We start from the raw sequence: 22,929 nt of genomic DNA, 5'->3' as shown, positions 1-22,929 counted from the left end.
ATTCTATATTAGGCTAAATATAGCCTAATTGAATGAGTTAACAAAAACACAAGGATATTACGGTCTATTTTAACAATTCTTCTAAATCTTCATCGATATAATCAGGGATCGAATCGGTAGCAATAATATCATTTGATAATACTTTCTTTTTTTGTTGTAATTGTATAATTTTCTCTTCAATAGTATTTTTAGTAATAAATCGTGTTACCGTTACAGGTTGTGTTTGACCTATTCTGTGTGCTCTTGCTATTGCTTGTTTTTCAATAAAAGGATTCCACCATGGGTCTAATAGGATAACATATGAAGCTTTGGTAAGATTAAGACCTACACCACCAGCTTTTAGTGAGATGAAAAATACAGAGATATCCTGATTCTCTTGAAAATCTTTTACATTTTGTTCCCGATCTTCACTTTTAGTTTGCCCAGTTAAAACAGTGTAACTTAAATTTTCTTGATCACACCAGTTAGTGTATAATTCTAGGTGAGATACAAAGGAGCTAAATACAAGTACTTTTTTATTTGATTTTGCAAGAGTGGAAATATAATTGGTTACATCTATAAATTTACCCGATGTTGTCTCTGTTTTAGAAAAGACTAATTTTGGGTGATTGGCTAATTGTCTTAACTTATTTAATGAGTTAAGAATGTGAATTTTGTTATTAGTTTGGGTATCTATACCAAGTAAAGCATTGCGGGTTGCCGATTTTTCAGATTCATATTGTTTTTCTTGTGCAGGTAACATTTCGGTGTAAATGATCTGTTCTGTAAGAGCGGGTAAATCTTTGGCTACTTGTTCTTTGGTACGCCTTAAAATAAAAGGATCGATAAGACCTTTTAGTACTTCGATACGATCTTGATTTCTATGCTTTTCTATCGGAATTTTAAAATGTTCCTTAAAAAAAGGAAAGCTTCCTAAGATTCCAGGATTAATAAACTGCATTTGCGACCAAAGATCAGATAACGAATTTTCTATGGGGGTACCACTTAATGATATTTTATGAGTAACATTAATAGTATTTATTGCAGTAAATACTTTAGATTCTTTATTTTTAATTTGTTGACTCTCGTCTAATATCAAGTAATTGAAGTTGATTTTTTCAAGAACCTTAATGTCTTTTGCAGCAGTGGCATAGGTAGTTAAAATAACATCATAATCTTGAAGATATGGTACTATTTCTTTTCTTGTCGCTCCAGTGTATTTTGCAATGCTAAAATGTGGTGCAAATTTCAAAATTTCTTGTGCCCAATTAAATATTAGTGATGATGGTAATATAATTAGAGCCTTAAGGTATTTTTTTACCTCTAATGGATCATCAAATAGATCTAGTCTAACATTTTTTGTTGTGCCTTTTACAAGTTTTAGTTGTTCTTTTGCAAAAACAAGCATCGCTATAGTTTGTAATGTTTTTCCTAAACCCATATCATCGGCTAAACATGCACCTAGTTGATTATTATAGTGCTTTACCAACCATTGTACCCCTTCTTCTTGATAAGGACGTAAAGTAGCTTTAAGTAAAGGTGATTGGGTATATACAATTTCTGTAGCAGGTTTTAAATCCACTTCTTCAGGAGGAAGAACCTCCTGTAGTATTGTATAATTACTTTTATTGATAATAAGTGTATCATCATTTACTTTGCCAAAATTAGCTAGCTTTTTATATCTAGTCATCCAGGATTCTGGAATCAAAAAAACGGTATCATCATCTATAGAAAAAATACGATTGTTTTGTTTAATATTATCTACAAATTTTGAAAACGGAATTTTAAAATCTCCTATCGTAATAATACCCTTTATATCAAACCAATCATTTTTTTTTTGGTTTTTAAAATCAATAGTGTAGGAAGCTAAGGCTATATCTTTATCTTCAATTTGCGGGATAATTGAAGTGAAGCCATCTTCTGTAAGTTGATTTTTATACTCTCGATACCATTCAAATATAGAAAAAGGATCTTGTGAAGAAGTTTCTAATAATCGATTATTGTTAAGGTGTAGTCCTTTATTTATTAAAAGATCAATGATTTTTTGTTCTTCTTCTGTGTTTCTTTTAGTTTGAATAATTTGTAGTTGTCCGCCTTCATCAAATAGTACTTGAGAGGCCGTTTTTTTAGTTTCATTACAATCAAAAATACTAGATTGATATTCAAAACTTACTTTTATGACATACTTGTCGGCGATAAAATCCTGAATGATTTCTATAGTGTACGCGGTGATTTCACTTTTGGTAGATACATCAAAACCAATTGCGGATATATTGACATTTTTGATCACCGGAATTATGATTTTTTCAACATATGTTTTGATGTGCTTTTGAGCAATAGTTATCACATCTTTTGTGAAAAATGGTTTTAATTTATTCGCATTTAAATTACTGATTTGGTATATTTTTTTATTGAGAATAATCCATGATGGATCATTTAATAAAATAACAATGTTATGTTGAGAAGGAATGTATTCTTTTTGATGATCACTAAGTGAGAAAGAGTATTCGATTCCATCATCGGTTTTGATGAATTTAAGTAATGGTTCTAATGCTTTTTCTTGATGTTGAATTCTGTATATTTCAGCAGGATCCTTTCTATTAGCATTATAGCAAATAGGGTATTTATTTTCGTTAATCAACATATAAAATGTTGCTAGTTTTCTATTTACAAAAGAAACAACCAGTTCTTTAGTCGTTTGATTTTCTAATAGTGCTGCTAGTTTTAACTTTTTTCTGCTTTTTTTAGGCTGAAATCGTTGTTCTAAAACAATTGGTTTTAATGCATCACATAATTCAAGGATTTGCTCATGAGGTGAATCCTTATAATTAATATGTAAACTGTCTAAGGTATTTAATGTAGCTTGTTTTTCAACATAGCTTAAAAGATTATCTTTTACAGATACAATATATGCTTCAGGAAGAGGTGGTAGCCCTAGAGAATCGTAAGGCGTAAGATTATAACAGATACGAAAAGAATCCATTTAGATATTTAATGCTTAAGTTTAGTAATTGAATATAATATGCCCTGAGAACACTCTCAAATCATACTATACTTTTGTTTTTTTATTTGAATTTAACTTACAAAGTCAATAATAGTTTTGGTAATAAAGTCGATTTGTTCATTATCCAATTCTGTGTGCATGGGTAATGAAATAACTTCTTTTACTAGTTGATTTGTAACAGTGAAATCAGCTTCGTTATATCTTTCATCAAGATATGCTTTTTGACTATGTAGAGGTATAGGGTAATAAACACCACAAGGAATGCCTTTTTCATTAAGGTGTTGCGCAAGAGCATCACGATCTACATCTATTACTTTTAGAGTGTATTGATGAAAAACATGACAATTGCACGTATCGCAAATGGTATCATGATTGGTTGCACAACCATTTCCTTTTATTTGCGGGGTGATGATATTAGAAATGCCTTCGAAAGCTTTATTATATTTTCTGGCAGCTGCTCTTCTAGCGTTATTATATTGATCTAAATTAGGAAGTTTTGCTCTTAGAACGGCAGCTTGGATAGAATCCAACCTTGAGTTTACACCCACTACATCGTGGTGATACCTCTTATACATACCGTGATTTACAATCCCACGAATGGTATGCGCCAATTCATCATTGTTAGTAAAAATAGCACCTCCATCCCCATAACAACCTAAGTTTTTAGAAGGGAAAAATGAAGTAGAAGCAATATGGCCTATAGTTCCCGTTTTTAGAGTTTTTCCATCTTGAGACTTATAATCTGCACCAATCCCTTGTGCATTATCTTCAATAACAAATAATTTATGTTCGTTGGCAATTTCCATAATTTCATCCATATTAGCAGCTTGGCCAAACAAATGAACTGGTACTATAGCTTTCGTTTTTGGAGTTATAGCTTTTCTAATGGCTTTTGGATCAATATTAAAAGAGTCTGGTTCTACATCTACCAGTACAGGTGTTAGTTGTAATAAAGCAATTACTTCAACAGTGGCTGCAAAAGTAAAATCTGCAGTAATCACTTCGTCACCTGGTTTTAGCCCTAAACCCATCATGGCAATTTGTAAGGCATCTGTGCCATTTGCACATGGGATAACGTGTTTTATATTTAAGTATTCTTCTAATTCTTTTTGAAAATTATGAACTTCAGGTCCATTAATAAAGGCTGTCGACTGTATTACATCAAGTACAGACGAATCTACTTGCTCTTTTATTTGCTCGTATTGACCCTTAAGATCAACCATTTGTATTTTCTTCATAGATGTGTTTCTTGTAACCTCACGAAAGTACGAAATATTGATACTATAGCCAATGAGATTTTAAGGAAATAGCAATGCGACATGACAAATGAAATGACATTGATAATATATATAGTAATAGGTAAAGAAATATAATACATACACTAAAAATGTCACTTCATACATTCAAACTCTTATTTAATAAAAGTCACCTCTTTTTATTCTTAGTATTGATCTACATTTAAATCCTAGGTATAGAACATATACTTTTTTTAATTACAGTTTTATCAATTTAATTTTTAATCATGAAAAAAAAGTTTTTAACAGTAGCTATGATAGTTGCTTTTGTAGGAGTTTGTAATGCTGATTGTACAGTAACAACAGATTGCGGGGTACGAAATTATGCAGGAAATAGTGTCTCAGCTTCTTCTTCTAATGGGGTGATAACAGTTTCTCAAAATGGAGAGATTATCGATACATTTGAGTGTAATGGAGGAGTATCGGCAAGTTGTTCTTCATCTTCGGAAGATGGTACTGGTGACGGAGATAACGATTTTAATATTTGTGATTTCCTACCAGATTCAATCAAACCATTTTTTGGATGTTAATATCCATATATCTCTAACATGTAAAACCAACTACGCGTGTATAAGAGATTTATTTTTTTAAGAAAATTACCTAATTACTCTTAAATCATAATAATTTGTTTACTGTATAACCATGTTTATTCCCAGATAGGCATGGTTGTATTTTTATGTTAGATCATTTAATTTATAAGTATGCAATATTAAAAAGGTATTTTAAACAAAAAGCAAAGTATCTTATGCAGAACGCTATTTAAGATACTTTGCTTAAGGAGGGAAACGATTAATTTTTCAGGAATCGTATGATTTTAAAATCATTTACTTTTAAAAGATAAATACCCGGAGATAGATACTTTAAATCTTCAGAAATATCTACTTTACCATGTTGATGTATTCTTCTTTTAAAATCTTTAATTGTTTTACCCGTTGTGTCATATATTGTAATTAAAAGGTTTTTAGTTGTATTTTGTTCTCCAATGTAGAGTGAGGCGTTATTTTTAACCGAGTTAGGAATTAATCTAATTGATTTTTGAGGTTTATCAGTAGGGGTGTTATTTACTGTCTTGGTTAAACTGTTTTTAACATCACCAACTACAAAACCAGAAATAATACTTCGCTTAAAATTTCCAGCGCTTTCCCCATTTAGAAACAGACTATATATACCTTCTTCTAAATTTTTGGAGTCAAAATAATAATGCTCACCTTTTTTTTCGAAAATGATTATCTCTGGAGCACTTTTTACAGGAGTGCCGTCTATTTTACTAGTTCTAGTAATTACCCCTCGTGCTTTTGAATTTACTAACAAATTAATATCATTTTTAGTTGCTTCAAAACTTACTTTTAAGACAGGATAGTTACTTTGGCTAATTTTATCTAATGACATTTTTATGCTATTGTTTTGTTTTACAAAAGCAGCATATTTTGAATCACTTTTAATGGTGACGTTATTTTCGGTAATAGAAATAATCGTTTTGTGCTTTACAGGGCTTAGGTTTTTTGAAAATTTTATTTTGGTATTGTTTTTGTCAAAAATGTTAAACTCGCTAGATGGTTTTTCGTGCAAAATTTCTGCCATGGCATATTTACTATTCTTATCAAGTAAAATTTTATCGTATTTATTTTCAGAAGATATGATATAATAGTCACTCTCTATTTTGGAGTCATATAAAGTCGAATTTGAAGTAGCGCTATTTTTTTGAGAACGATTTTCGATATAAGATTTTATATATGGCCAACTAAACTGACCTAACCCAACATCTAGATGATCAAAAATAGCTCTTGAGTCGTTTTTTTTGAAAACATAAGTTGCTCCGGGTCTAAGTGTACTAGTATAAGGTGCTACACCATCATTTGCTCCTTGTACGGGTAAAAGTATTCCTCCAGTAAGTAAGAATGCTGCAGCTGCAATTGTTGATCCTTTATAAAACCCTGAAGCTCCTAATACTACAAATTTTTCAGGTTGATTATCTGGGTGATTATCCAAATATGGACGTACAACGTCTCTACAATAATAGGTGGTTGAGGTCCGTGCTCCCTCATTTAATCCCGTAAGACTCCATGCCCAATTAAGCCATGGCATTTGAGAGATATCGGCTAGGTACGTTCCCCAAAATGGAGTACCCAATGCAAAGGCCTTTGTAACTTTGTTGTTTTTTTGATACTGAAACATTGCAGCTTCTGCTGCTTTACCGCCATTACTATGACCTACTAAATAGATGTCAGGAACATTAAATCGATCAGTTATAATATCAATAGCGTCTGCTAATAATTTACCATTTACCCAAATGCCTTTGCCTCTGGTGGTGGCAACAAAAATAGCTTGATAGCCTTCATTATAAGTATCTTGATAAAACGAATTGTCAAAAAGAAATTGCCCTTGGTTAAGATCAATGTAACCATGGTTGAATACAATTACTTTACCATTGTAATTTGGAGGGGTAACACCATAATGAATAGTAGATTTAACAAGTGGACCAATAAATAATGGGTTTAATTTGTCGGGTGTAGGAAGTTGAACTTCTCTAAAGTTTTGTGCGCAAACGAGAACGCACGAAAATAAAGCAATTAAAGTAGTTTTTAATTTCATAGATATTGAGTTTGTGTGAATAATTGTATTAAATTATTAATTTTTTAAGACAAAAAATAGATAATAATTTATTTTCTAGTCTTTTTTGTGTTGTATTGATAAAAAAAGAAGCGAAGACTTTTAAATTTGGTATGTCTTTTTTTAAAGGAAATAGCGCAGTATTTTAGCAACTCATTAAAAAAGCATCATTTTTGGGTATTTTGTACAACATCTTAATCTCAATATTTAATGGGATACTTCCTGTAGTTAGTTTGTTAAGTTCTAAACTGAAATTGTTTGTATCGGGAAGAAAACATGTTTTTCGATTGTTAGAAGAAGAAATGTTGGTTAATCATAGAGTGTTATGGTTTCATTGTGCTTCTTTGGGAGAATATGAACAGGGAGTTCCTGTTATGGAATCTTTAAAAAAACAATATCCAAATCATAAACTGTTGGTTACTTTTTTTTCACCTTCAGGATATGAGGCAAAAAAAAACAGTACTCTAGCAGATGTTATTATATACTTACCAATAGATACAAAAGTTAATGCCAAACGATTTATAGAGCTTGTACAACCAGAATTAGCTGTATTTGTTAAATATGAGTTTTGGCCAAATTTTTTAAATAGACTTAAGACACAAAATATCCCAACGGTTTTTATATCGACTAGTTTTAGAGAGGATCAAGCATTTTTTAAATGGTATGGTGGTTTTATGCGTAATGCTTTAAAAACAATAAATCATTTTTTTGTGCAAGATAAAATTTCTGAAAGTTTACTTGCTAAACATGGATTTACAAATAGTACATTAAGTGGGGATACTCGTTTTGATAGGGTTTCACATCAGATCGAAATGGATAATCAAGTTGACTTCATTGAGGAATTTATTGGGAATAAAGTTTGTATTGTGATGGGTAGTTCCTGGCCAGAAGACGAAACTGTTTTTGTTGATTTTGTCAATACAGCTTCAGACGAGATATGCTTCATAATTGCTCCTCATGAATTTAAAACTACTGCAATGAAGCAATTACAGGAAAAAGTTAAAAAGAAAACTGTTTTATATTCAGAGAAAGATGGTAAAGACTTAAAGTCTTATCAGGTATTTGTTATGGATACGATCGGATATTTATCTAGAGTGTATAGCTATGGAGATATCGCATATGTTGGCGGTGCTATGGGAACAGGTGGACTTCATAATATTTTAGAACCTGCTACTTTTGGAATTCCGATTATAATAGGAAAGAATTTTGAGAAATTTCGAGAAGCAAAACAACTTCAAAAATTGGCGGGATTATTTTCTGTATCAAGTTCTGATGAGTTTAGTGAGATAACGAGTAAGCTCATTAATGATAAACAATTTCGAGAAAAGACTGGGATGATTGCAGGACACTTTATTAATAGTAATACTGGAGCTACTAATTTGATTATTAATTATCTTAAAAAGTTACTTAATAAGTAACCCCTTTTCTTAAAATCAATTTATCCCTTGTGCTTGTTTTAACAAGAACTAATTAATCTTTTTTTCTAAAAGAATATACTTTCGATTTTTTTATAAAAAACTAATTCTTATTTCAAAACATATTATGTTTTAAAGGAATAGAAAACGGTTTTACCGTACTGCTAAATAGTCTTTTAGGTATTTTTTTTGAAATTTAAACCCCTCATTATCAAGGGTTTTTTCCTTTTTAAAATAGGAGATTTGTTCCTTGATCTTTATGTGCATGCCGTCTAGATTTGCTCTTGAAAATTAGTTGTATCTGATACAACCAAATATCATAGGGGGCAAACAAACTTTTAAAACTAAATTAATTATGAAAAAACAATTTTTAAAAATGACGATGATGGCAATTATCCTAAGTATAGGGTTTATTGCTTGTGAAAAGGAAGAAGTAATAGAGGGAGATTCAAAAGCAGAACTTAATGAAGAACCAACTAAAGATGCTGTACTTCCTACAGAAGTTTCTCAAGATTTTCGCTCGATAGCCAAAGTGCAAAAAGACGGACATGAATTTAATTTCATCGCTTTAGGACAAGAGGATGAGATGGTAGTCGTAGAACGATTATACGGAGAAGCCTTGATTAATCAGGAAAAAGGATTGATCAATGATAAAGAGATGACTGCTTTTGATGTTTTTGCTCAAGTCACAGCGCAAAATGTATTGGTGCCCAATCGAATTGCTATGACGGCAAACAAAGATGTGTTAAAATCTTCTGGTCGACAGGTATTAAAGTCAGAGGAATATCTTGAAATACTAGATGATGCCTATGCTGAATTAACAGAAAAAGCTGCTTGTTATAATGTTGGTGCTACGAATTTTAGAAATACGTATTGTAATGCACCGGTATCTTCTACGCCTTCGAATATAGAATTTTGTGATGAAGGGGCAAGAACTTCACCACTTACTAGAAGCTCATATTTTGGAGGAGCTTGGAGAGAATTAGATGATACGCGTACTTGGACAAATGTAATTTGTGGTAGAGTTCGTGTACAGTTTTACGCTTGGGAAAAAGATGGGATATGGCCATGGTCTGACTATAAATGGTTTCTTAAGTATCAAGTAGACTTTGATAACGGAATATGGTGGGCAAATTATTTGACATCAACAAATACAGAAAGAAAAGTAGTACGAACCAGAATTTCATCAAACGGGTCATATAGATCGTATACTAGATTTCACTAATCCTTTTTGATGTGGTTGTATAGATGCCAATAATAAGCGAAGGGTATTACTCATATGCCTTTCGCTTTTTCAATAGTTTATGTTGCAATCTTATTCAGAAATTAAACGGTAACGGCCTGATTCAAATACCTTCTAAACGGAAGCATTTCTTTGTAAACAGTAAGTACTCTATCCATAAAATCATCTTTGAGAATGTCTTCTCTATTTAAAGGGTGAATAACCGCAAAAGTTTTATGTCGCAACAAATCTATATGTTGATGATCAGAAGAATAGCCTTTAGGAGCTGTTTTTAATTTGTCTTCATCTGGTAACAAGCCACCAAATACATTTTTAAAACTTTTCTTATTAAGAATATTGATTAATTTTTCTCCATCATAGTCTATTGCCTCTCGTATACTATTTAAAATTTTGTTGTCGGGTTTCCAGTAGCCACCAGCTATTAAGCATTCTGATAGGCCAATATGTATATAAAAATCTCCTTGTTTTGTACGTTGATCTAATCCTGCACCAAAATGATCCTTATAAACAGGTTTGTTAGGGTGAAAGAGTAAATTATTATTTATACGATTAATACCCTTTTTGCCAGGGGTAGGGTAGTACTCTGGGTCTATTGTCGTTAGTTTACCGTCTACTTGGTCTAGCCATTTCACGAATGAATTTCTAACCGAATGATATTGCTTTCGATTGGCATCCATCCAATCTTTATGGTTATTATTTTGAAGATCGTGAAGAAACTCAAACAAGATATTAAAATCCATACAAGGTTACAGCTTAGAATAATCCATTTAACTCTGCATCTATTCGATTAATAATGTTACCTAAATCTTCAGGGTTATCTACAAAATTAAGATTATCAACATCTACAATAAGAAGATTGCCTTTATCATAATCGTGTGCCCACGCTTCATAACGTTCATTTAATCGACTTAGATAATCGATACTAATCGTGTTTTCATACTCTCGTCCGCGTTTATGGATTTGAGCAACTAGATTAGGAATACTACTTCTAAGATATATAAGCAGATCAGGACCTTCTACTACGTTTTCCATAAGATCAAAGAGAGATCTATAATTTTCAAAATCACGATTTGTCATCAGTCCCATAGCATGAAGATTTGGTGCAAAAATATAGGCATCTTCATATATGGTTCTATCTTGAATGATATCTTTTCCGCTTTCTCGAATATCAAGGATTTGTCTAAAACGACTGTTTAGAAAGTAAATTTGAAGATTGAAGGACCATCGTTCCATTTTATTATAGAAATCTTCTAAATATGGATTTTCTAATACATCTTCAAAATGAGCTTCCCATCTGTAATGTTTAGCAAGCAATCGGGTCAAAGTTGTTTTTCCGGCACCGATGTTTCCAGCTATAGCTATATGCATATTCGATTATTTTTCTTGGGCTGTTGTAAACTAAATACTAAAGTATGGGGTAAATATAGTGGATTTTATGAGTAACGTAAAAAGGATAGAAAAGAATTTCTATAAGATATGTGTTATATATAGAAGTTATTTAGGGTTTTAAAAGCGAATAGAGGTATTTAATATACTAATTTATAACCATAGCCTCTAACATTTATAATTTTTATAGTGTCATCCTGTTTTAGTTTTTTACGAAGTTTACTTATGAAAACATCCATACTTCTTCCATTAAAAAAATCGTCGTCACCCCACAATTTTTTAAGTATCATAGACCTGTCTAATACTTGATTTTTGTTTTTTACTAAGTGAAATAGTAAATGAGCTTCTCTATGAGTTAATTGTTGGGTTTGTTGATCATGGCAGAGTAGTTGTTTTGTAAAGTCAAAGGTGTATATTCCAATAGAAATGATTTCTGTCTTTTTTTGCAGGGCGCTACGATGAAGTAGGTTATTTATTCTCACAATTAGTTCTTCCATACTAAAAGGTTTTTTGAGATAATCATTCCCCCCTATCATGAAACCTTCAACAACATCATGTGTTTGTGACTTTGCTGTCAAGAAAATAATCGGTATTGTATCATCTTCTTTTCTAATTTCTTTGGCTAATGTGAAACCGTCTTTTTTGGGCATCATAACGTCAAGTACAATAAGTTTAGCGCTTTTTGTTTTATAAAGCGTATATGCTTCTTCACCATCTTGTGCAAGATGAACGTTAAAATTTCTAGTCTCTAAACTTTCTTTAATAATTTGACCTAAAGATGGTTCGTCTTCGGCTACTATTATTTCTATTGTTTTATTCATTCGGCAAGGTAATTTTGAAGTTTGTTAGCCCTTTGTCTAGTATAAGTTGTACGACGCCTTTGTGTTTTTCAACAATGATTTTAGTATAAAACAAGCCTATTCCAAAACCTTTGATGTTATGAGTATTACCTTTCGGAACGCGATAGAATTTTTCGAATATTCTATCTTTATGTGCTTTAGTAAGTTCTGATCCATTATCTGTAATTTCTATAGTAATGTGGTTACTGGTCTTTTTTATGGATATGCCTATGATACTACCTCCATATTTTATGGCATTATCGATAATATTATTTATAGCGTTTTCAAAATGAAAAACATCTAAACTCGTCACCATGTTTGAGTGAGAAGAGGTAAACGTTATACTTTTATTTGGTGTATTATTTTTGTGTTTTTGTGAGATACTCTTTATCAAGGATATGATATCCACATCTTCAAGATCTAATTGTAGTTTATCACTATCTAGGGTAGCTGTTTCTAAAATTTTTTCAACCATAATGTTTAACTTATAAAGTTGATTAGAAGACATCTCTACATATTTTTTTGTTTTTTCAGGATCATTTTCTGGATTGAAATTTTGAATTCCTTCTAGAGCGGCATTTATGGTTGCAATAGGAGTTTTAAATTCATGCGTTATATTGCTGATCAAGTCATTTTTTAATTCTGCCAATTGTTTTTGCTTATTTATGATTCGTAATAAAAATAATAAGCTTGCGATTACTGCACTTAATAATATAAATGATAGTAGAATTCCGACTAAGTTCTTCTTAAAAATTGTCAATTTTTCATTGACAAAAAACAATTCTAATGTACTTATTTCTGGTAAAAATGACGATTTTGATGTGGTTTGTAAAACCGCAGATTTAACAATACGTGTATTAATCTCTTTTTTTTCTCTAAGGGAGTTGGTATACTTAAGACCATAATCAATATTGATGTTTTTTCGAGATAATTCTCTAAAAACCAATGTGTCTATTCTTGAAAGATTTAGAGAGTCTTGTGCAATAGATATAATGGCTTTTGAGGCAAGACTTTTAAATACGTCATTTATACTATCTTTATTATACGACTTGTTATCTTCCTCATGTTTTACAAGATGCGACATAAGGTCGGATTGGCATTTTATGATTTCTTCTTTTGATAAATTAGGACCTTTTAAGATATGAATGTTCTGTGTTGCCGAGTCCTTTACAACCGAAATCTTTACATCTTTATTTAGGTCAAAAGAATCTATACGTGTAAAGTTTTGAAAGGCAATTCTTCGATTTTTAAAAGCTTCTTCACGCTTTACCGTTTCTGATAACATACGATCAGTCATTATAAAAACGGTACTTTCTTTGGCGAGCTCTGTGAAGTATTCATCAACAGCATTGTCTAGACTGATTTGTACTTCATTTATTAATTGCTGTTTTCCTGTTCTATAATTTTTATAATTCCAGTAAACTTGAATTGCTAATGTGATCATAATCACGCTAGCAATAAAATAGATAATACTCTGGTAACTTCCTTTTCGCATAATCCAAAAGTAAGATTCTTATCCTATATAAAACGAATCGGTTAACACACGTTAACACTGGTTAACTCATAGATTGATATTGACTTCACATATTTGTACTGTATAAATCAAAAAAACAAAAGTTATGATACGAGTTTTAATATTGATATTCTTATTTACATGTAAGAGTTTATGTTCTCAAAATTTTCAGGGCGTGGTAACATATAAAACAAATCGCAAGATAGATTTTAATGCAGATGATTCTAAAATGAATGCAGATATGCAAAAACAAATTCAGGAAATGCTTAAAAAACAATTTCAGCGAGAATATTCTTTGAGTTTTACGAACTCTGAATCTGTTTATAAAGAGGTGCAAAATCTGGAAACACCTAAGTCTTCGGGTGGTATGACTATTATTATGGCTGGATCAGGTATTTCTGATGTTTTATATAAAAATATAAAAGAGAAAAGATATGCTAATAAAAGAGATATGATGGGTAAACTGTTTTTAATAAAGGATGATCTGGAAAAATTAGATTGGAAATTAGAAGATGAAATGAAAAAAATAGGTGCTTACCAGTGTTATAAGGCAACTGCAAAACGTATGAGACGAATTCAAAATACGTTAAGCACTATGAAAAGTGAGGAAGAAAAGGGAGAACCTAAAGAAGAGGAGGTTACAATTACTGCCTGGTATACTCCTGAAATTCCAATATCTAATGGTCCAGGAAACTATGGGGGATTACCAGGTTTAATACTCGAAGTCAATGATGGAGAAGAAAACATATTATGTTCTAAAATAGTCCTTAATCCCAAGAAAGAAATTGAAATTAAAGAACCTACTAAAGGAAAAATAATTAAAGAACAAGAGTTTGAGCGTATTATGGAGAAAAAAATTAGAGAAATGGAAAGTCATATGTCTAGAAGAGGTGGTGGAGATGGTATTAGAATACGAATAGGAGGGTGATTATAAAATCAAAAACACATACAGTTATAGTGTGTTCAAGAATAAATAATTAGTATTCAAAGCCTCTACAGTAGTACTGTTAAAGTACTCTCTAAAGTAGAGAGAATCAATCAGAAATATGAATCAGAAAATACAACTACTGGTATTCCTTATCGGAATGGCCCAGATCATCAATGCTCAAAAAGTACAGATTTCAGGAGTTGTTAAAGATTCTACAGGAAATTTGATAGAGATGGCAAATGTAATCGCATATCTAAAATCTGATAATACGATGGTAGGGTATGGGATTACAAATTCTGATGGAAGGTATAAAATTTCAGTACCAGAATATAAGAATTATGTTCTTAAAGTTAGTTATATAGGACTTTATGCAGAAGCTAAGTCTATAGAAGTGAAAACCGGAGATATAATTGCTGATTTTGAAATGAAACCTCAGGAAAATGATTTGGATGAAGTAGAGATTGTATATGAAATTCCAGTTGTGATAAAAGGTGATACTTTGGTTTATAATACAGATTCATTTGTAAACGGCACTGAAAAAAAATTGGGAGATGTGCTTAAAAAACTACCCGGGATCGTAGTAAATGATGAAGGAGAAATTGAAGTAGAAGGTAAGGCGGTTTCTAAAGTAATGATCGAAGGAAAAGATTTTTTTGATGGAGATTCAAAATTGGCAACCAATAATATTCCGGCCGATGCGCTGGATAAAGTAGAAGTACTTCGTAACTATGAAGATGTAAGTCAAATGAAAGGTCTTAGTAATTCTCAGGATCAAATAGCAATTAATATAAAGCTTAAAGAAGGGAAAAAGAACTTTTGGTTTGGCGATATTTCGGTAGGCTCAGGAATAGGAGAAACAGAACGATATATAGTTAAACCTAAATTATTTTATTATAGCCCGTCTTATAGTATCAATGTTCTTACCGATTTTAATGATATTGGTGAAGTTCCGTTTACAAGAAGAGACTATTTTAGGTTTACTGGTGGTTTTAGAAATTTTGGAAGAGCAGGAACCTCCTTTTCTATTTCAGGTGATGATCTTGCTTTTACTACATTGCAAAATAATCGAGCAAATGAGATTAATACTAAATTTGGAGCTGCTAATTTTAGTCTTACAGCTAGTAAAGTTTTAGATCTTAGTGGTTATAGTATCATAAGCGATACTAAGGTTGATTTAGTAACAAATACAAACAGAGTATATATCGATGATACTTTAGATGAAACGGATAATACTATTGAAGAAACTTCAGAAAATACCCAACAGAGAAACACTTTAGGATTGTTAAAATTAAGTGCTAGTTATAAACCGAATAATAAATTTAGGTTAGATTATGATATTTTTGGAAAGCTTTCTAGACAAGAACAGAGAAACATTTTTCTTTCTACAAGAGCTGGGGTTTCAGAAGATATTAATGAAAATTTAGAAAACACTCCATTTTCTCTACAACAAAATGTAAATGCTTATTACACGCATAATTCTAAAAATGTTTTTTCTTTAGAAATACAACACCTTTTCCAACAAGAAACTCCTTTTTATAATGCTATAAGAAATCAAATTCCTTTCAGAGGTGTCTTTACCCAGATTAATGACCCTTTAACTCCAGATACAGATGTTTTCGATCCGCTACAGAGATCAGATAGATATAATGTTAATCAGGATAGAAGTATAAAAACAAACAAATTAGATACAAGATTAGATTATTATTATGTCTTAAACAAAAAGAATAATCTTAATTTTACACTCGGGATCACAAGAAGTAATCAAAATTTTGATTCAAACATTTTTCAAATCTTAGATACTGCAAACAGAAATGATTTTGAGTCAAATTTATTTAATAACGATGTAAAATATAATTTTAGGGATATTTATACAAGTCTACATTATAAATTTATTAAAGGAATTTTTACGATTAATCCAGGGGTGAGTCTTCATAATTATGATTTAAAAGATAGGCAATTAGGCGCCGTAATTGAACAAAACGAATGGCAAATATTACCAGATCTTTTTATTTTGGCTCAACTGAAGAGTAGTTCAAGTTTACGATTGAATTATTCAATAACAGCAGATTATACAGATATTAAAAGATTAGCGTCAGGTTATGTTTTTAATACTTACAATACATTAACACAAGGAAATCGTAACCTAGAAAATGCTTTGTTTGATAGTTATACCTTGAATTATTTTAGTTTCAATAGATTTAATTATACCAATATTTTTGCAAGTGTTAATTACGTTAATAGGCGTAACCCAATTAAAAGTACAAGTGCTGTTAATGGTATTAATACAGTAAGTACATCAGTTAATTCAAATTTTGCAGATCAAGTATTCTCTATCAACGGGAAATTTAGTCGATCATTAGGAAAAGTAAATGGAGAGTTTAATGTGAATTTAAATTGGTCTAGTTTTAATAGTATTGTAAATACTAGACCAAGTGAGAGTGTGAGCTTTACTCAGGTATATAGCACAGAATGGTCATCGAATTTTAAGAAAGGACCAAACTTTGATTTAGGATATAGTATTTCTGTGAATGATTATGATAATAATGGATTAGAGACTACATTTTATACAAGTAGGCCATTCGCTCGGGTAGATTGGCTCATGGCCAAGGGGCTGTTGCTAAAATCTTCATACAGCTTTTACAACTACAGTAATGGGCAAAGAACACTAAATGAATATAGCTTTTTAGATTTAGATTTACGTTATCAAAAATCAGGTAAAAATTGGGAATATAAATTTTCGGTCTCAAATGCGTTAAACACAAATAGTATCAATAGAGATAATTTTAATGAGCTATATAATAGCACTTCTAGGTATACAGTTCAGCCCAGATATTGGATATTAAGTGTAAAATATAATTTGTAATTATTATCTTAGTTTTTACGACAAACAGATAAAATAATAGATATGGCCATATATAAAGTATTTGGATTTCTTTTGATAATGTTAACTATTTCATCGTGTAATCAAAACAAAAAAGATACGTCTAAGATTGAAAAACTAAATTCAAATCATAAAATGGAAGTAACTAAAGGACAAGGAATCGTAACAAAGACAAGTTCTAAGAGTTTTGAAGAAACATATAACACCTTGGTTGAGGTTATTACAAACAATCCTAATCTAAAAATAATTGCAGAGTTAAATCATCAGGCAAATGCTGCATCTGTTGGATTAGAGTTAAACCCAACAAGAATAATAATGTTCGGAAATCCTAAGTTAGGAACTCCTTTAATGTAAAATACACAGTCTATTGGGTTGGATTTACCACAAAAAATCTTAGTTTGGCAAGACAATGATGTTGTAAAAGTTTCATATAACGATCCTACATACCTCCAAGAAAGACATGGTGTTGAAGGAAAAGACGAAATATTACAAAAAATAAAAGGCGCTTTAGATGGTTTGACTAACAAGGCTATAAATCCGCAATAACAAGCCTTTTTAGTTTTGTAACGTTACTTTGATGGGCCCACCATTAGAAACAAAGCGTCCACCTATTTCGTCAATATTTATATCCAATTCATCTTGGGTACTTATATCATTTAAATCTACTCGAAGTTTATCATAGGTATCTATGTTTTTAATATTTACATCGATTTGATCAGAATTACTTAGTCTAACGGTAATAGATCCATCTTCGTTAATAGGAAGTACTCCATATTTTGTATTTGAAACTTCGTTTGCATGAGCCTTTGGAATAATGTCAATATCCCTAACGACAATAATAACAAGGCATAATGCAATAACTGTTAGAATTAATTTGGTATAACTATCACTTTTCATAATATATAATTTAAAGTTTACAGTTTAGGCACCAATAAAGATGCCAAAGCAAACAACCTCTTTTTTAGAGGTTGTTTTTTATATATACACTTATTCTTTTTCGAAACTGTGTATAAAATACTCTATGTGTTTTTTATAAGATATGATTTTTAAAAACAATATATTAGTATAAATGACTTAAAATCAGATTAAAAAGATTATTTTTGCGCTTTTTTTAAGCAATAATATTATCTGAAAAACGTTTTTTGAGATAGTATAACTAACTGGCCCCAAATGATAACTAGTCCCAATAACAGATTACATTTTCTAGATGCAATTAGAGCATTCGCGATTATAATGATGCTTCAAGGACATTTTGTATATACGCTTTTAGCAGATGAATATCGAGATACAAATAATACTATTTTTAATATATGGGAATATTTTAGAGGGATGACAGCTCCTACTTTTTTTACTATAACGGGCTTCATCTTTACGTTTCTATTATTAAAACAAGGTACGATAGGTATTGATAATCCGCGAGTTTTAAAAGGTGTAAAACGTGCCATTAAAGTTATTTTATGGGGGTACTTACTTCGTTTGAGTCTTTACGCTCTATATGCTGGTGGTGTAAACCCATCATTTTATTATGTAGATGTACTTCAGTGTATTGGTACATCTTTGTTATTGTTAATTGGAATTTATCTTATTGCTAGTAAATATGGAGTCGTTTTTTTTCAAAATACGATCTTAGTCATTGGTACGGTAATTTTTCTTTTACAGCCTATGTATGAAGCTTGTATTTTAGAATTTTTACCAAAAACTATAGCTAATTATTTTACACATACCAATGGATCTATTTTTACAATTTTTCCTTGGTTTGGATATGTGTGTTTTGGTGGTTTTATGGCATCTTTATTTTTGAAGTACTTAAAACAAAAAGACTTTTATCGATATGCGATAATGGTTTATCTTCTTGCCGGTTTTGTATTGATGTATTTTTCGTCTAGTTTATTAATGTCTTTACATGATATTACATCCTTAGAGATCTTCAAATCTGTAGCCTATAATAATTTTCTATTTATAAGACTTGGAAATGTGTGTGTGCTTTTTGCTGTTTTTATAATACTTAGAAATCTTGTTTCGCATCCTGTTGTTACTAAAGTAGGAGGAAAAACATTGTCAATTTATATTCTGCATTTTTTCATCCTTTATGGTAGTTGGTTCGAATTTGGTCTTAATCGCTTTTTTAATCGAGCTTTAGCACCAACAGAAGCATTAGTGGGTGCTCTGTTATTTGTTATTGGTATATGCGCTTTGGTGTTGTGCTATTTTAAGTATCAGTCAGAGTTAAAATTGCTTTTGCACAATTTGCTAGAAGTTTTTTATAAGAAAACGTCTATTAATTTCTCGAATATTTCGGCAACAATTAAAGATAACATGGTACGCAGCTATAAAAAAATAAGATATAATAAGAGGTAAGTCTATTTGTTTTTCTTGATTTTTTTTCTTATTATGCTAAAAATCAGTATCTTATAGATGTTTAATCAATACTTATATGTTATGCCTACTATAAAATCATTAAATAAATGGGCAAATGCTCATACCTATTACCCATTAGACTTGTTAAGAATCAGTTTAGGGGTGTTTTTATTCATAAAAGGAATTAATTTCATAAGTAATAGCCAAATACTAGTTGATTTAATCAAACCAGTGCAGAATTTGGCTGGCTCAATGATCATAATTCACTATGTAGCTCCAGCACATTTAATAGGAGGAATACTTATCGCTTTTGGATTATTGACCAGATGGTCAGTAATGGCACAATTGCCATTACTATTTGGTGCCGTGCTGATTAATTTTATTGGTGTAATGAACACGGCTAACCTTGTTATAGCAAGTATTATTTTTCTTATTTGTGTTTTCTTCTTGTTCTATGGTTCAGGAAAACATTCTGTAGATTATTATCTAAAAATGGAACAATAAGTATTATCATTATCTAAGAAAAAAAATGATTATTTTTCTACCATTCTGATAAAGACGATTTTTCTTTAAATATGGTTACGTCAACATGTATAGTATCCATCATTATTTTGGCGTACACAAGGTTTTTAGACTTACTGTATTTTCTTTTGTTTTTTTGAATTTGAATTTGGATCTTATCCCATTCTTTATCAGTAGAAGAAAGTTCTTCAGAGGAGATGTTTGAATTGGTTTCTTCAGATTGTACTTTTTCTACATTGTCATTAGAATAGTTTTGTCCGGTTGATAAAAATGAAACCAACAGTAATAATGTAAAAGTCATAGTAATTTTCATAATTTTTGATTTTTGACCTTCTGGTCGTTAATTAGAATGAACGAAACATTTTTAAAATTTTTGACAATGCAATGAGTTACTTTTTTAGATTTGTATTCTAGAGATTAAGTGTTTGTTAATCAGTTGCTAAAGTAATAAGGATTTTTGGTTATTTTCTTACTAAAAAGCCCCAAATCGTGATGGGGTTTTTTCCCCTAATGTTACCCTAATTATATAGGTACAGTGCAATTATACTAGTGTAGATAGTTTTTTAAAACAAAAAATCTCTTAAAAAGCTTTAAGAGATTTTTGTTTTTATTGCCTTATTTTATTTTACCATCCAGATAAACTAGATCTAAGATTATTTTTAATTGGGATTTCTATGAAAACAGTATCCATAATTTTGGTTGTATGAATAGCTTCTTTAGATTTAGAAATTCTTTTTTTGTTTTTTAAGAGTTGTTTTTTAATTTTTCTCCATTCTTTTCTAGAGAAGAATTGTTTGTCTTTCTCAGAAATCTTTTCGACAGAAGTTTTTAGTACTAACCTATCAGCAACAGCTACTTCTTCATTTGCATCATATTTTTCTTCTAGGAGTTGGTCATCAATAGTTTTAACCGATGTTAGATTACTTTTATAATCCTGACCAAACGAAACACTACAAAAACAAAGTAATAAGATAATTATTAAAACCTTTAATTTCATTTTTACAATTTTTTATTAGTTAACTATTGCTTTTAAAGATATTATTAATAGCAATAATAATGTTAACGTTTTAGTATTCGCAGGCTTTCTTGTAGTATTCGATTAATTGCATTTTTGTAAATAACAATTAGATGAATATCTTTAAATTTGAGACTGTAAAATTACGGTAAATTAATGAAAAATCAGATTTTAAACACTTTTTTTACAATATCGACATAATCAAGTTTTTCCCAGGTAAAAAGTTCAACTTCTTTTTTAACTTTACCAGAATACGGACTTTCAAAAACCTTAGTTACCGTTTTGGGCTCCTTACCCATATGGCCATAGGCTGCGGTTTCTTCATAAATAGGATTTCTAAGCTTCAGACGTTCTTCAATAGCAGCCGGTCGCATATCGAAAATTTCTGCTACTTTTTCTGCAATTTCACCATCGGTTAATCCTAAATTACTAGTCCCATAAGTGTCTACAAAGATAGATGTAGGTTCTACAACGCCTATTGCATAAGATACTTGTACAAGAGCTTCACTTGCAACACCAGCGGCTACGATATTTTTTGCAATATGTCTTGAAGCATATGCAGCAGAACGGTCAACTTTACTCGGATCTTTACCCGAAAATGCACCACCACCATGAGCACCTTTACCACCATAGGTATCAACAATGATTTTTCTTCCTGTTAAGCCTGTATCTCCATGAGGACCACCAATCACAAATTTTCCAGTAGGATTAATGTGATATGTAATATCATCATTAAATAATTCTTGAATATATTTTGGTAATTGAGCAATTACTCTCGGTATTAAAATAGAAACAATATCATTCTTAATTTTAGAGAGCATCACATCATCATTGTCATCAAAATCATCATGTTGTGTTGAAACAACTATAGCTACAATTCGTTGTGGGATATTGTCATCACTATATTCTATAGTAACTTGACTTTTAGAATCTGGACGTAGGTAAGGGATTTCGTTACCTTCACGTCTTAATTTCGCTAATTCTATTAATATTTTATGAGAAATATCAAGCGCAAGAGGCATATAGTTTGATGTCTCTTTGGTTGCATATCCAAACATCATACCTTGATCACCTGCTCCTTGTTCTTCTTTTGTCTCTCGATCTACTCCTTGATTAATGTCTTGAGATTGCTCATGAATTAAAGAAATTACACCACAAGAATCACCACTAAATTGGTAAGCACCTTTAGTATATCCTATTTTATTGATCACATCTCTTGCTATATGCTGTACATCAAGATAGGTCTTAGATTTAACTTCTCCTGCCAAAACTACTTGACCAGTAGTTACCAAAGTTTCACAAGCCACTTTAGAGTTAGGGTCAAAAGCTAAAAAATTATCTAATAAAGCATCACTAATTTGATCTGCTACTTTATCTGGGTGTCCTTCAGAAACACTTTCCGAAGTAAATAAATATGCCATTCTTTATTGTTTTATCTAGAAGAAGTAAGACGAGATTACTATAATAAGCTTTCGATAAAAAAAAATAATCGAACTGCTTTAGCATTTTTAAACATTATAATAAATACATATAATGAAGCTTGAGGGTTGCAATCAGTCAAATCTTTCCCTGAAAATATTTCGGCAAAGGTAAAAAAAAAGGGAATATTCAAAAGTATTTAACGTATGATTAATTTTTTTCAATGATTAGGGCAATTAAATCATAGTTTTTTTGAAAAACACAATTTTATGAGTAAATGCTGTGGGAATTAAAAATAATTATTAGATTTGCTCCAACGTTTCTTATACATATTTTAGATAGTTATTAAGAAAGGTGGAGGGAATAGACCCTGTGAAACCTTAGCAACCCTTTATTTATAAAGAAGGTGCTAAATTCTAACCCGATTGTTCGGGAAAAGATAACTCGATACAATTACAGTTTTTGTAATTGTCGTTTTCCTTTCTTTTTAATTTTCTATATCCATTCGCTTATGAAGTGATT

General features: G+C 30.8%; 18 protein-coding genes, 1 pseudogene and 1 riboswitch. Of the genes and pseudogenes, 8 read left to right on the top strand and 11 right to left on the bottom strand.

Going from position 1 to position 22,929, the window contains the following annotated elements; all coding sequences use genetic code 11:
• Positions 1-64 precede the first annotated feature (64 nt).
• Entirely contained in the window at positions 65-2,962 is a 2,898-nt protein-coding gene (locus AWE51_RS19210; protein ID WP_066316924.1) for a DEAD/DEAH box helicase, read from the bottom strand.
• 92 nt (positions 2,963-3,054) lie between these two features.
• Positions 3,055-4,221, bottom strand: coding sequence for a DegT/DnrJ/EryC1/StrS family aminotransferase (locus AWE51_RS19205; protein ID WP_066316922.1), 1,167 nt, complete (start codon positions 4,219-4,221; stop codon positions 3,055-3,057).
• 284 nt (positions 4,222-4,505) lie between these two features.
• On the opposite strand from AWE51_RS19205, the gene AWE51_RS19200 reads away from it, so the two are divergent.
• Positions 4,506-4,808 carry a hypothetical protein gene (locus AWE51_RS19200; RefSeq protein ID WP_066316920.1) on the top strand — a complete coding sequence of 101 codons (303 nt, stop codon included), beginning with the start codon at positions 4,506-4,508 and terminating at the stop codon, positions 4,806-4,808.
• A gap of 259 nt (positions 4,809-5,067) precedes the next feature.
• On the opposite strand, the gene AWE51_RS19195 is transcribed toward AWE51_RS19200, so the two are convergent.
• A complete protein-coding gene (locus AWE51_RS19195) occupies positions 5,068-6,870 on the bottom strand; it encodes an alpha/beta hydrolase (RefSeq protein ID WP_066316918.1) in 1,803 nt (600 codons plus the stop codon).
• 191 nt (positions 6,871-7,061) lie between these two features.
• Here AWE51_RS19195 and AWE51_RS19190 point away from each other — a divergent pair, with 191 nt between their 5' ends.
• Positions 7,062-8,306: a 3-deoxy-D-manno-octulosonic acid transferase gene (locus AWE51_RS19190; RefSeq protein WP_066316915.1), complete on the top strand. Its 1,245-nt coding sequence runs from the start codon at positions 7,062-7,064 to the stop codon at positions 8,304-8,306.
• Positions 8,307-8,658: 352 nt separating this feature from the next.
• On the top strand, positions 8,659-9,528 hold the full coding sequence (locus tag AWE51_RS19185) for a hypothetical protein (RefSeq protein WP_066316912.1): 870 nt from the start codon (positions 8,659-8,661) through the stop codon (positions 9,526-9,528).
• A gap of 101 nt (positions 9,529-9,629) precedes the next feature.
• Here the strand turns inward: AWE51_RS19185 and AWE51_RS19180 are convergent, their stop codons facing one another.
• The 4 genes from AWE51_RS19180 to AWE51_RS19165 all read right to left on the bottom strand — a co-directional run bounded on the left by AWE51_RS19180 (position 9,630) and on the right by AWE51_RS19165 (position 13,266).
• Positions 9,630-10,286, bottom strand: coding sequence for a DUF2461 domain-containing protein (locus AWE51_RS19180; RefSeq protein ID WP_066316909.1), 657 nt, complete (start codon positions 10,284-10,286; stop codon positions 9,630-9,632).
• 13 nt (positions 10,287-10,299) lie between these two features.
• The gene (locus tag AWE51_RS19175) at positions 10,300-10,914 is read right to left on the bottom strand and encodes a deoxynucleoside kinase (protein WP_066316907.1); all 615 of its coding nucleotides are present in this window, start codon (positions 10,912-10,914) and stop codon (positions 10,300-10,302) included.
• 158 nt (positions 10,915-11,072) lie between these two features.
• Positions 11,073-11,753 (bottom strand): response regulator transcription factor, encoded by a 681-nt coding sequence (locus AWE51_RS19170; RefSeq protein WP_066316905.1) that lies wholly within the window; start codon positions 11,751-11,753, stop codon positions 11,073-11,075.
• Positions 11,746-13,266: a sensor histidine kinase gene (locus AWE51_RS19165; RefSeq protein ID WP_066316902.1), complete on the bottom strand. Its 1,521-nt coding sequence runs from the start codon at positions 13,264-13,266 to the stop codon at positions 11,746-11,748. The genes AWE51_RS19170 and AWE51_RS19165 overlap by 8 nt, the downstream gene beginning before the upstream one ends.
• Before the next feature lie 124 nt (positions 13,267-13,390).
• On the opposite strand from AWE51_RS19165, the gene AWE51_RS19160 reads away from it, so the two are divergent.
• From AWE51_RS19160 to AWE51_RS27135, 3 genes and pseudogenes are all read left to right on the top strand, one after another.
• On the top strand, positions 13,391-14,212 hold the full coding sequence (locus AWE51_RS19160; RefSeq protein WP_066316899.1) for a GLPGLI family protein: 822 nt from the start codon (positions 13,391-13,393) through the stop codon (positions 14,210-14,212).
• 118 nt (positions 14,213-14,330) lie between these two features.
• Positions 14,331-17,075, top strand: a complete 2,745-nt coding sequence (locus tag AWE51_RS19155) for a carboxypeptidase regulatory-like domain-containing protein (RefSeq protein WP_066316896.1) — start codon at positions 14,331-14,333, stop codon at positions 17,073-17,075.
• Positions 17,076-17,117: 42 nt separating this feature from the next.
• Positions 17,118-17,639 (top strand): annotated as a pseudogene (locus AWE51_RS27135) (DUF302 domain-containing protein).
• 9 nt (positions 17,640-17,648) lie between these two features.
• On the opposite strand, the gene AWE51_RS19145 reads toward AWE51_RS27135, so the two are convergent.
• On the bottom strand, positions 17,649-17,990 hold the full coding sequence (locus AWE51_RS19145) for a hypothetical protein (RefSeq protein WP_066316890.1): 342 nt from the start codon (positions 17,988-17,990) through the stop codon (positions 17,649-17,651).
• Between the two features lie 273 nt (positions 17,991-18,263).
• Between AWE51_RS19145 and AWE51_RS19140 the strand changes: the two genes are divergently transcribed.
• Together AWE51_RS19140 and AWE51_RS19135 are read left to right on the top strand one after the other, a co-directional pair.
• Positions 18,264-19,451 (top strand): heparan-alpha-glucosaminide N-acetyltransferase domain-containing protein, encoded by a 1,188-nt coding sequence (locus AWE51_RS19140; RefSeq protein ID WP_066316888.1) that lies wholly within the window; start codon positions 18,264-18,266, stop codon positions 19,449-19,451.
• Between the two features lie 81 nt (positions 19,452-19,532).
• Complete coding sequence (locus AWE51_RS19135) at positions 19,533-19,955, top strand: DoxX family protein (protein WP_066317795.1); 423 nt, start codon at positions 19,533-19,535, stop codon at positions 19,953-19,955.
• Between the two features lie 37 nt (positions 19,956-19,992).
• Here the strand turns inward: AWE51_RS19135 and AWE51_RS19130 are convergent, their stop codons facing one another.
• The 3 genes from AWE51_RS19130 to metK form a co-directional block, all read right to left on the bottom strand.
• The gene (locus tag AWE51_RS19130; protein ID WP_066316883.1) at positions 19,993-20,286 is read right to left on the bottom strand and encodes a hypothetical protein; all 294 of its coding nucleotides are present in this window, start codon (positions 20,284-20,286) and stop codon (positions 19,993-19,995) included.
• A 312-nt stretch (positions 20,287-20,598) separates the two neighbouring features.
• Positions 20,599-20,970, bottom strand: coding sequence for a hypothetical protein (locus tag AWE51_RS19125; protein WP_066316882.1), 372 nt, complete (start codon positions 20,968-20,970; stop codon positions 20,599-20,601).
• A 182-nt stretch (positions 20,971-21,152) separates the two neighbouring features.
• Positions 21,153-22,409, bottom strand: a complete 1,257-nt coding sequence (metK, locus tag AWE51_RS19120; protein ID WP_066316881.1) for a methionine adenosyltransferase — start codon at positions 22,407-22,409, stop codon at positions 21,153-21,155.
• A 337-nt stretch (positions 22,410-22,746) separates the two neighbouring features.
• Positions 22,747-22,853, top strand: a riboswitch (SAM riboswitch).
• Positions 22,854-22,929: the final 76 nt, after the last annotated feature.

It is taken from the genome of Aquimarina aggregata (genome assembly GCF_001632745.1).
GTDB lineage: Bacteria > Bacteroidota > Bacteroidia > Flavobacteriales > Flavobacteriaceae > Aquimarina > Aquimarina aggregata.
Note: the sequence above shows the minus strand (reverse complement) of the source record. Positions and strands in the feature narration are given on the sequence as shown.

Coding starts and splice junctions, on each gene's coding strand:
- AWE51_RS19180 (WP_066316909.1), bottom strand. CDS start 10,286: ATGGATTTTAATATCTTGTTTGAGTTTCTTCACGATCTTCAAAATAAT.
- AWE51_RS19165 (WP_066316902.1), bottom strand. CDS start 13,266: ATGCGAAAAGGAAGTTACCAGAGTATTATCTATTTTATTGCTAGCGTG.
- AWE51_RS19195 (WP_066316918.1), bottom strand. CDS start 6,870: ATGAAATTAAAAACTACTTTAATTGCTTTATTTTCGTGCGTTCTCGTT.
- AWE51_RS19125 (WP_066316882.1), bottom strand. CDS start 20,970: ATGAAATTAAAGGTTTTAATAATTATCTTATTACTTTGTTTTTGTAGT.
- AWE51_RS19185 (WP_066316912.1), top strand. CDS start 8,659: ATGAAAAAACAATTTTTAAAAATGACGATGATGGCAATTATCCTAAGT.
- AWE51_RS19130 (WP_066316883.1), bottom strand. CDS start 20,286: ATGAAAATTACTATGACTTTTACATTATTACTGTTGGTTTCATTTTTA.
- AWE51_RS19135 (WP_066317795.1), top strand. CDS start 19,533: ATGCCTACTATAAAATCATTAAATAAATGGGCAAATGCTCATACCTAT.
- AWE51_RS19170 (WP_066316905.1), bottom strand. CDS start 11,753: ATGAATAAAACAATAGAAATAATAGTAGCCGAAGACGAACCATCTTTA.
- AWE51_RS19140 (WP_066316888.1), top strand. CDS start 18,264: ATGATAACTAGTCCCAATAACAGATTACATTTTCTAGATGCAATTAGA.
- AWE51_RS19155 (WP_066316896.1), top strand. CDS start 14,331: ATGAATCAGAAAATACAACTACTGGTATTCCTTATCGGAATGGCCCAG.
- AWE51_RS19205 (WP_066316922.1), bottom strand. CDS start 4,221: ATGAAGAAAATACAAATGGTTGATCTTAAGGGTCAATACGAGCAAATA.
- AWE51_RS19175 (WP_066316907.1), bottom strand. CDS start 10,914: ATGCATATAGCTATAGCTGGAAACATCGGTGCCGGAAAAACAACTTTG.
- AWE51_RS19210 (WP_066316924.1), bottom strand. CDS start 2,962: ATGGATTCTTTTCGTATCTGTTATAATCTTACGCCTTACGATTCTCTA.
- AWE51_RS19200 (WP_066316920.1), top strand. CDS start 4,506: ATGAAAAAAAAGTTTTTAACAGTAGCTATGATAGTTGCTTTTGTAGGA.
- AWE51_RS19160 (WP_066316899.1), top strand. CDS start 13,391: ATGATACGAGTTTTAATATTGATATTCTTATTTACATGTAAGAGTTTA.
- AWE51_RS19145 (WP_066316890.1), bottom strand. CDS start 17,990: ATGAAAAGTGATAGTTATACCAAATTAATTCTAACAGTTATTGCATTA.
- metK (WP_066316881.1), bottom strand. CDS start 22,409: ATGGCATATTTATTTACTTCGGAAAGTGTTTCTGAAGGACACCCAGAT.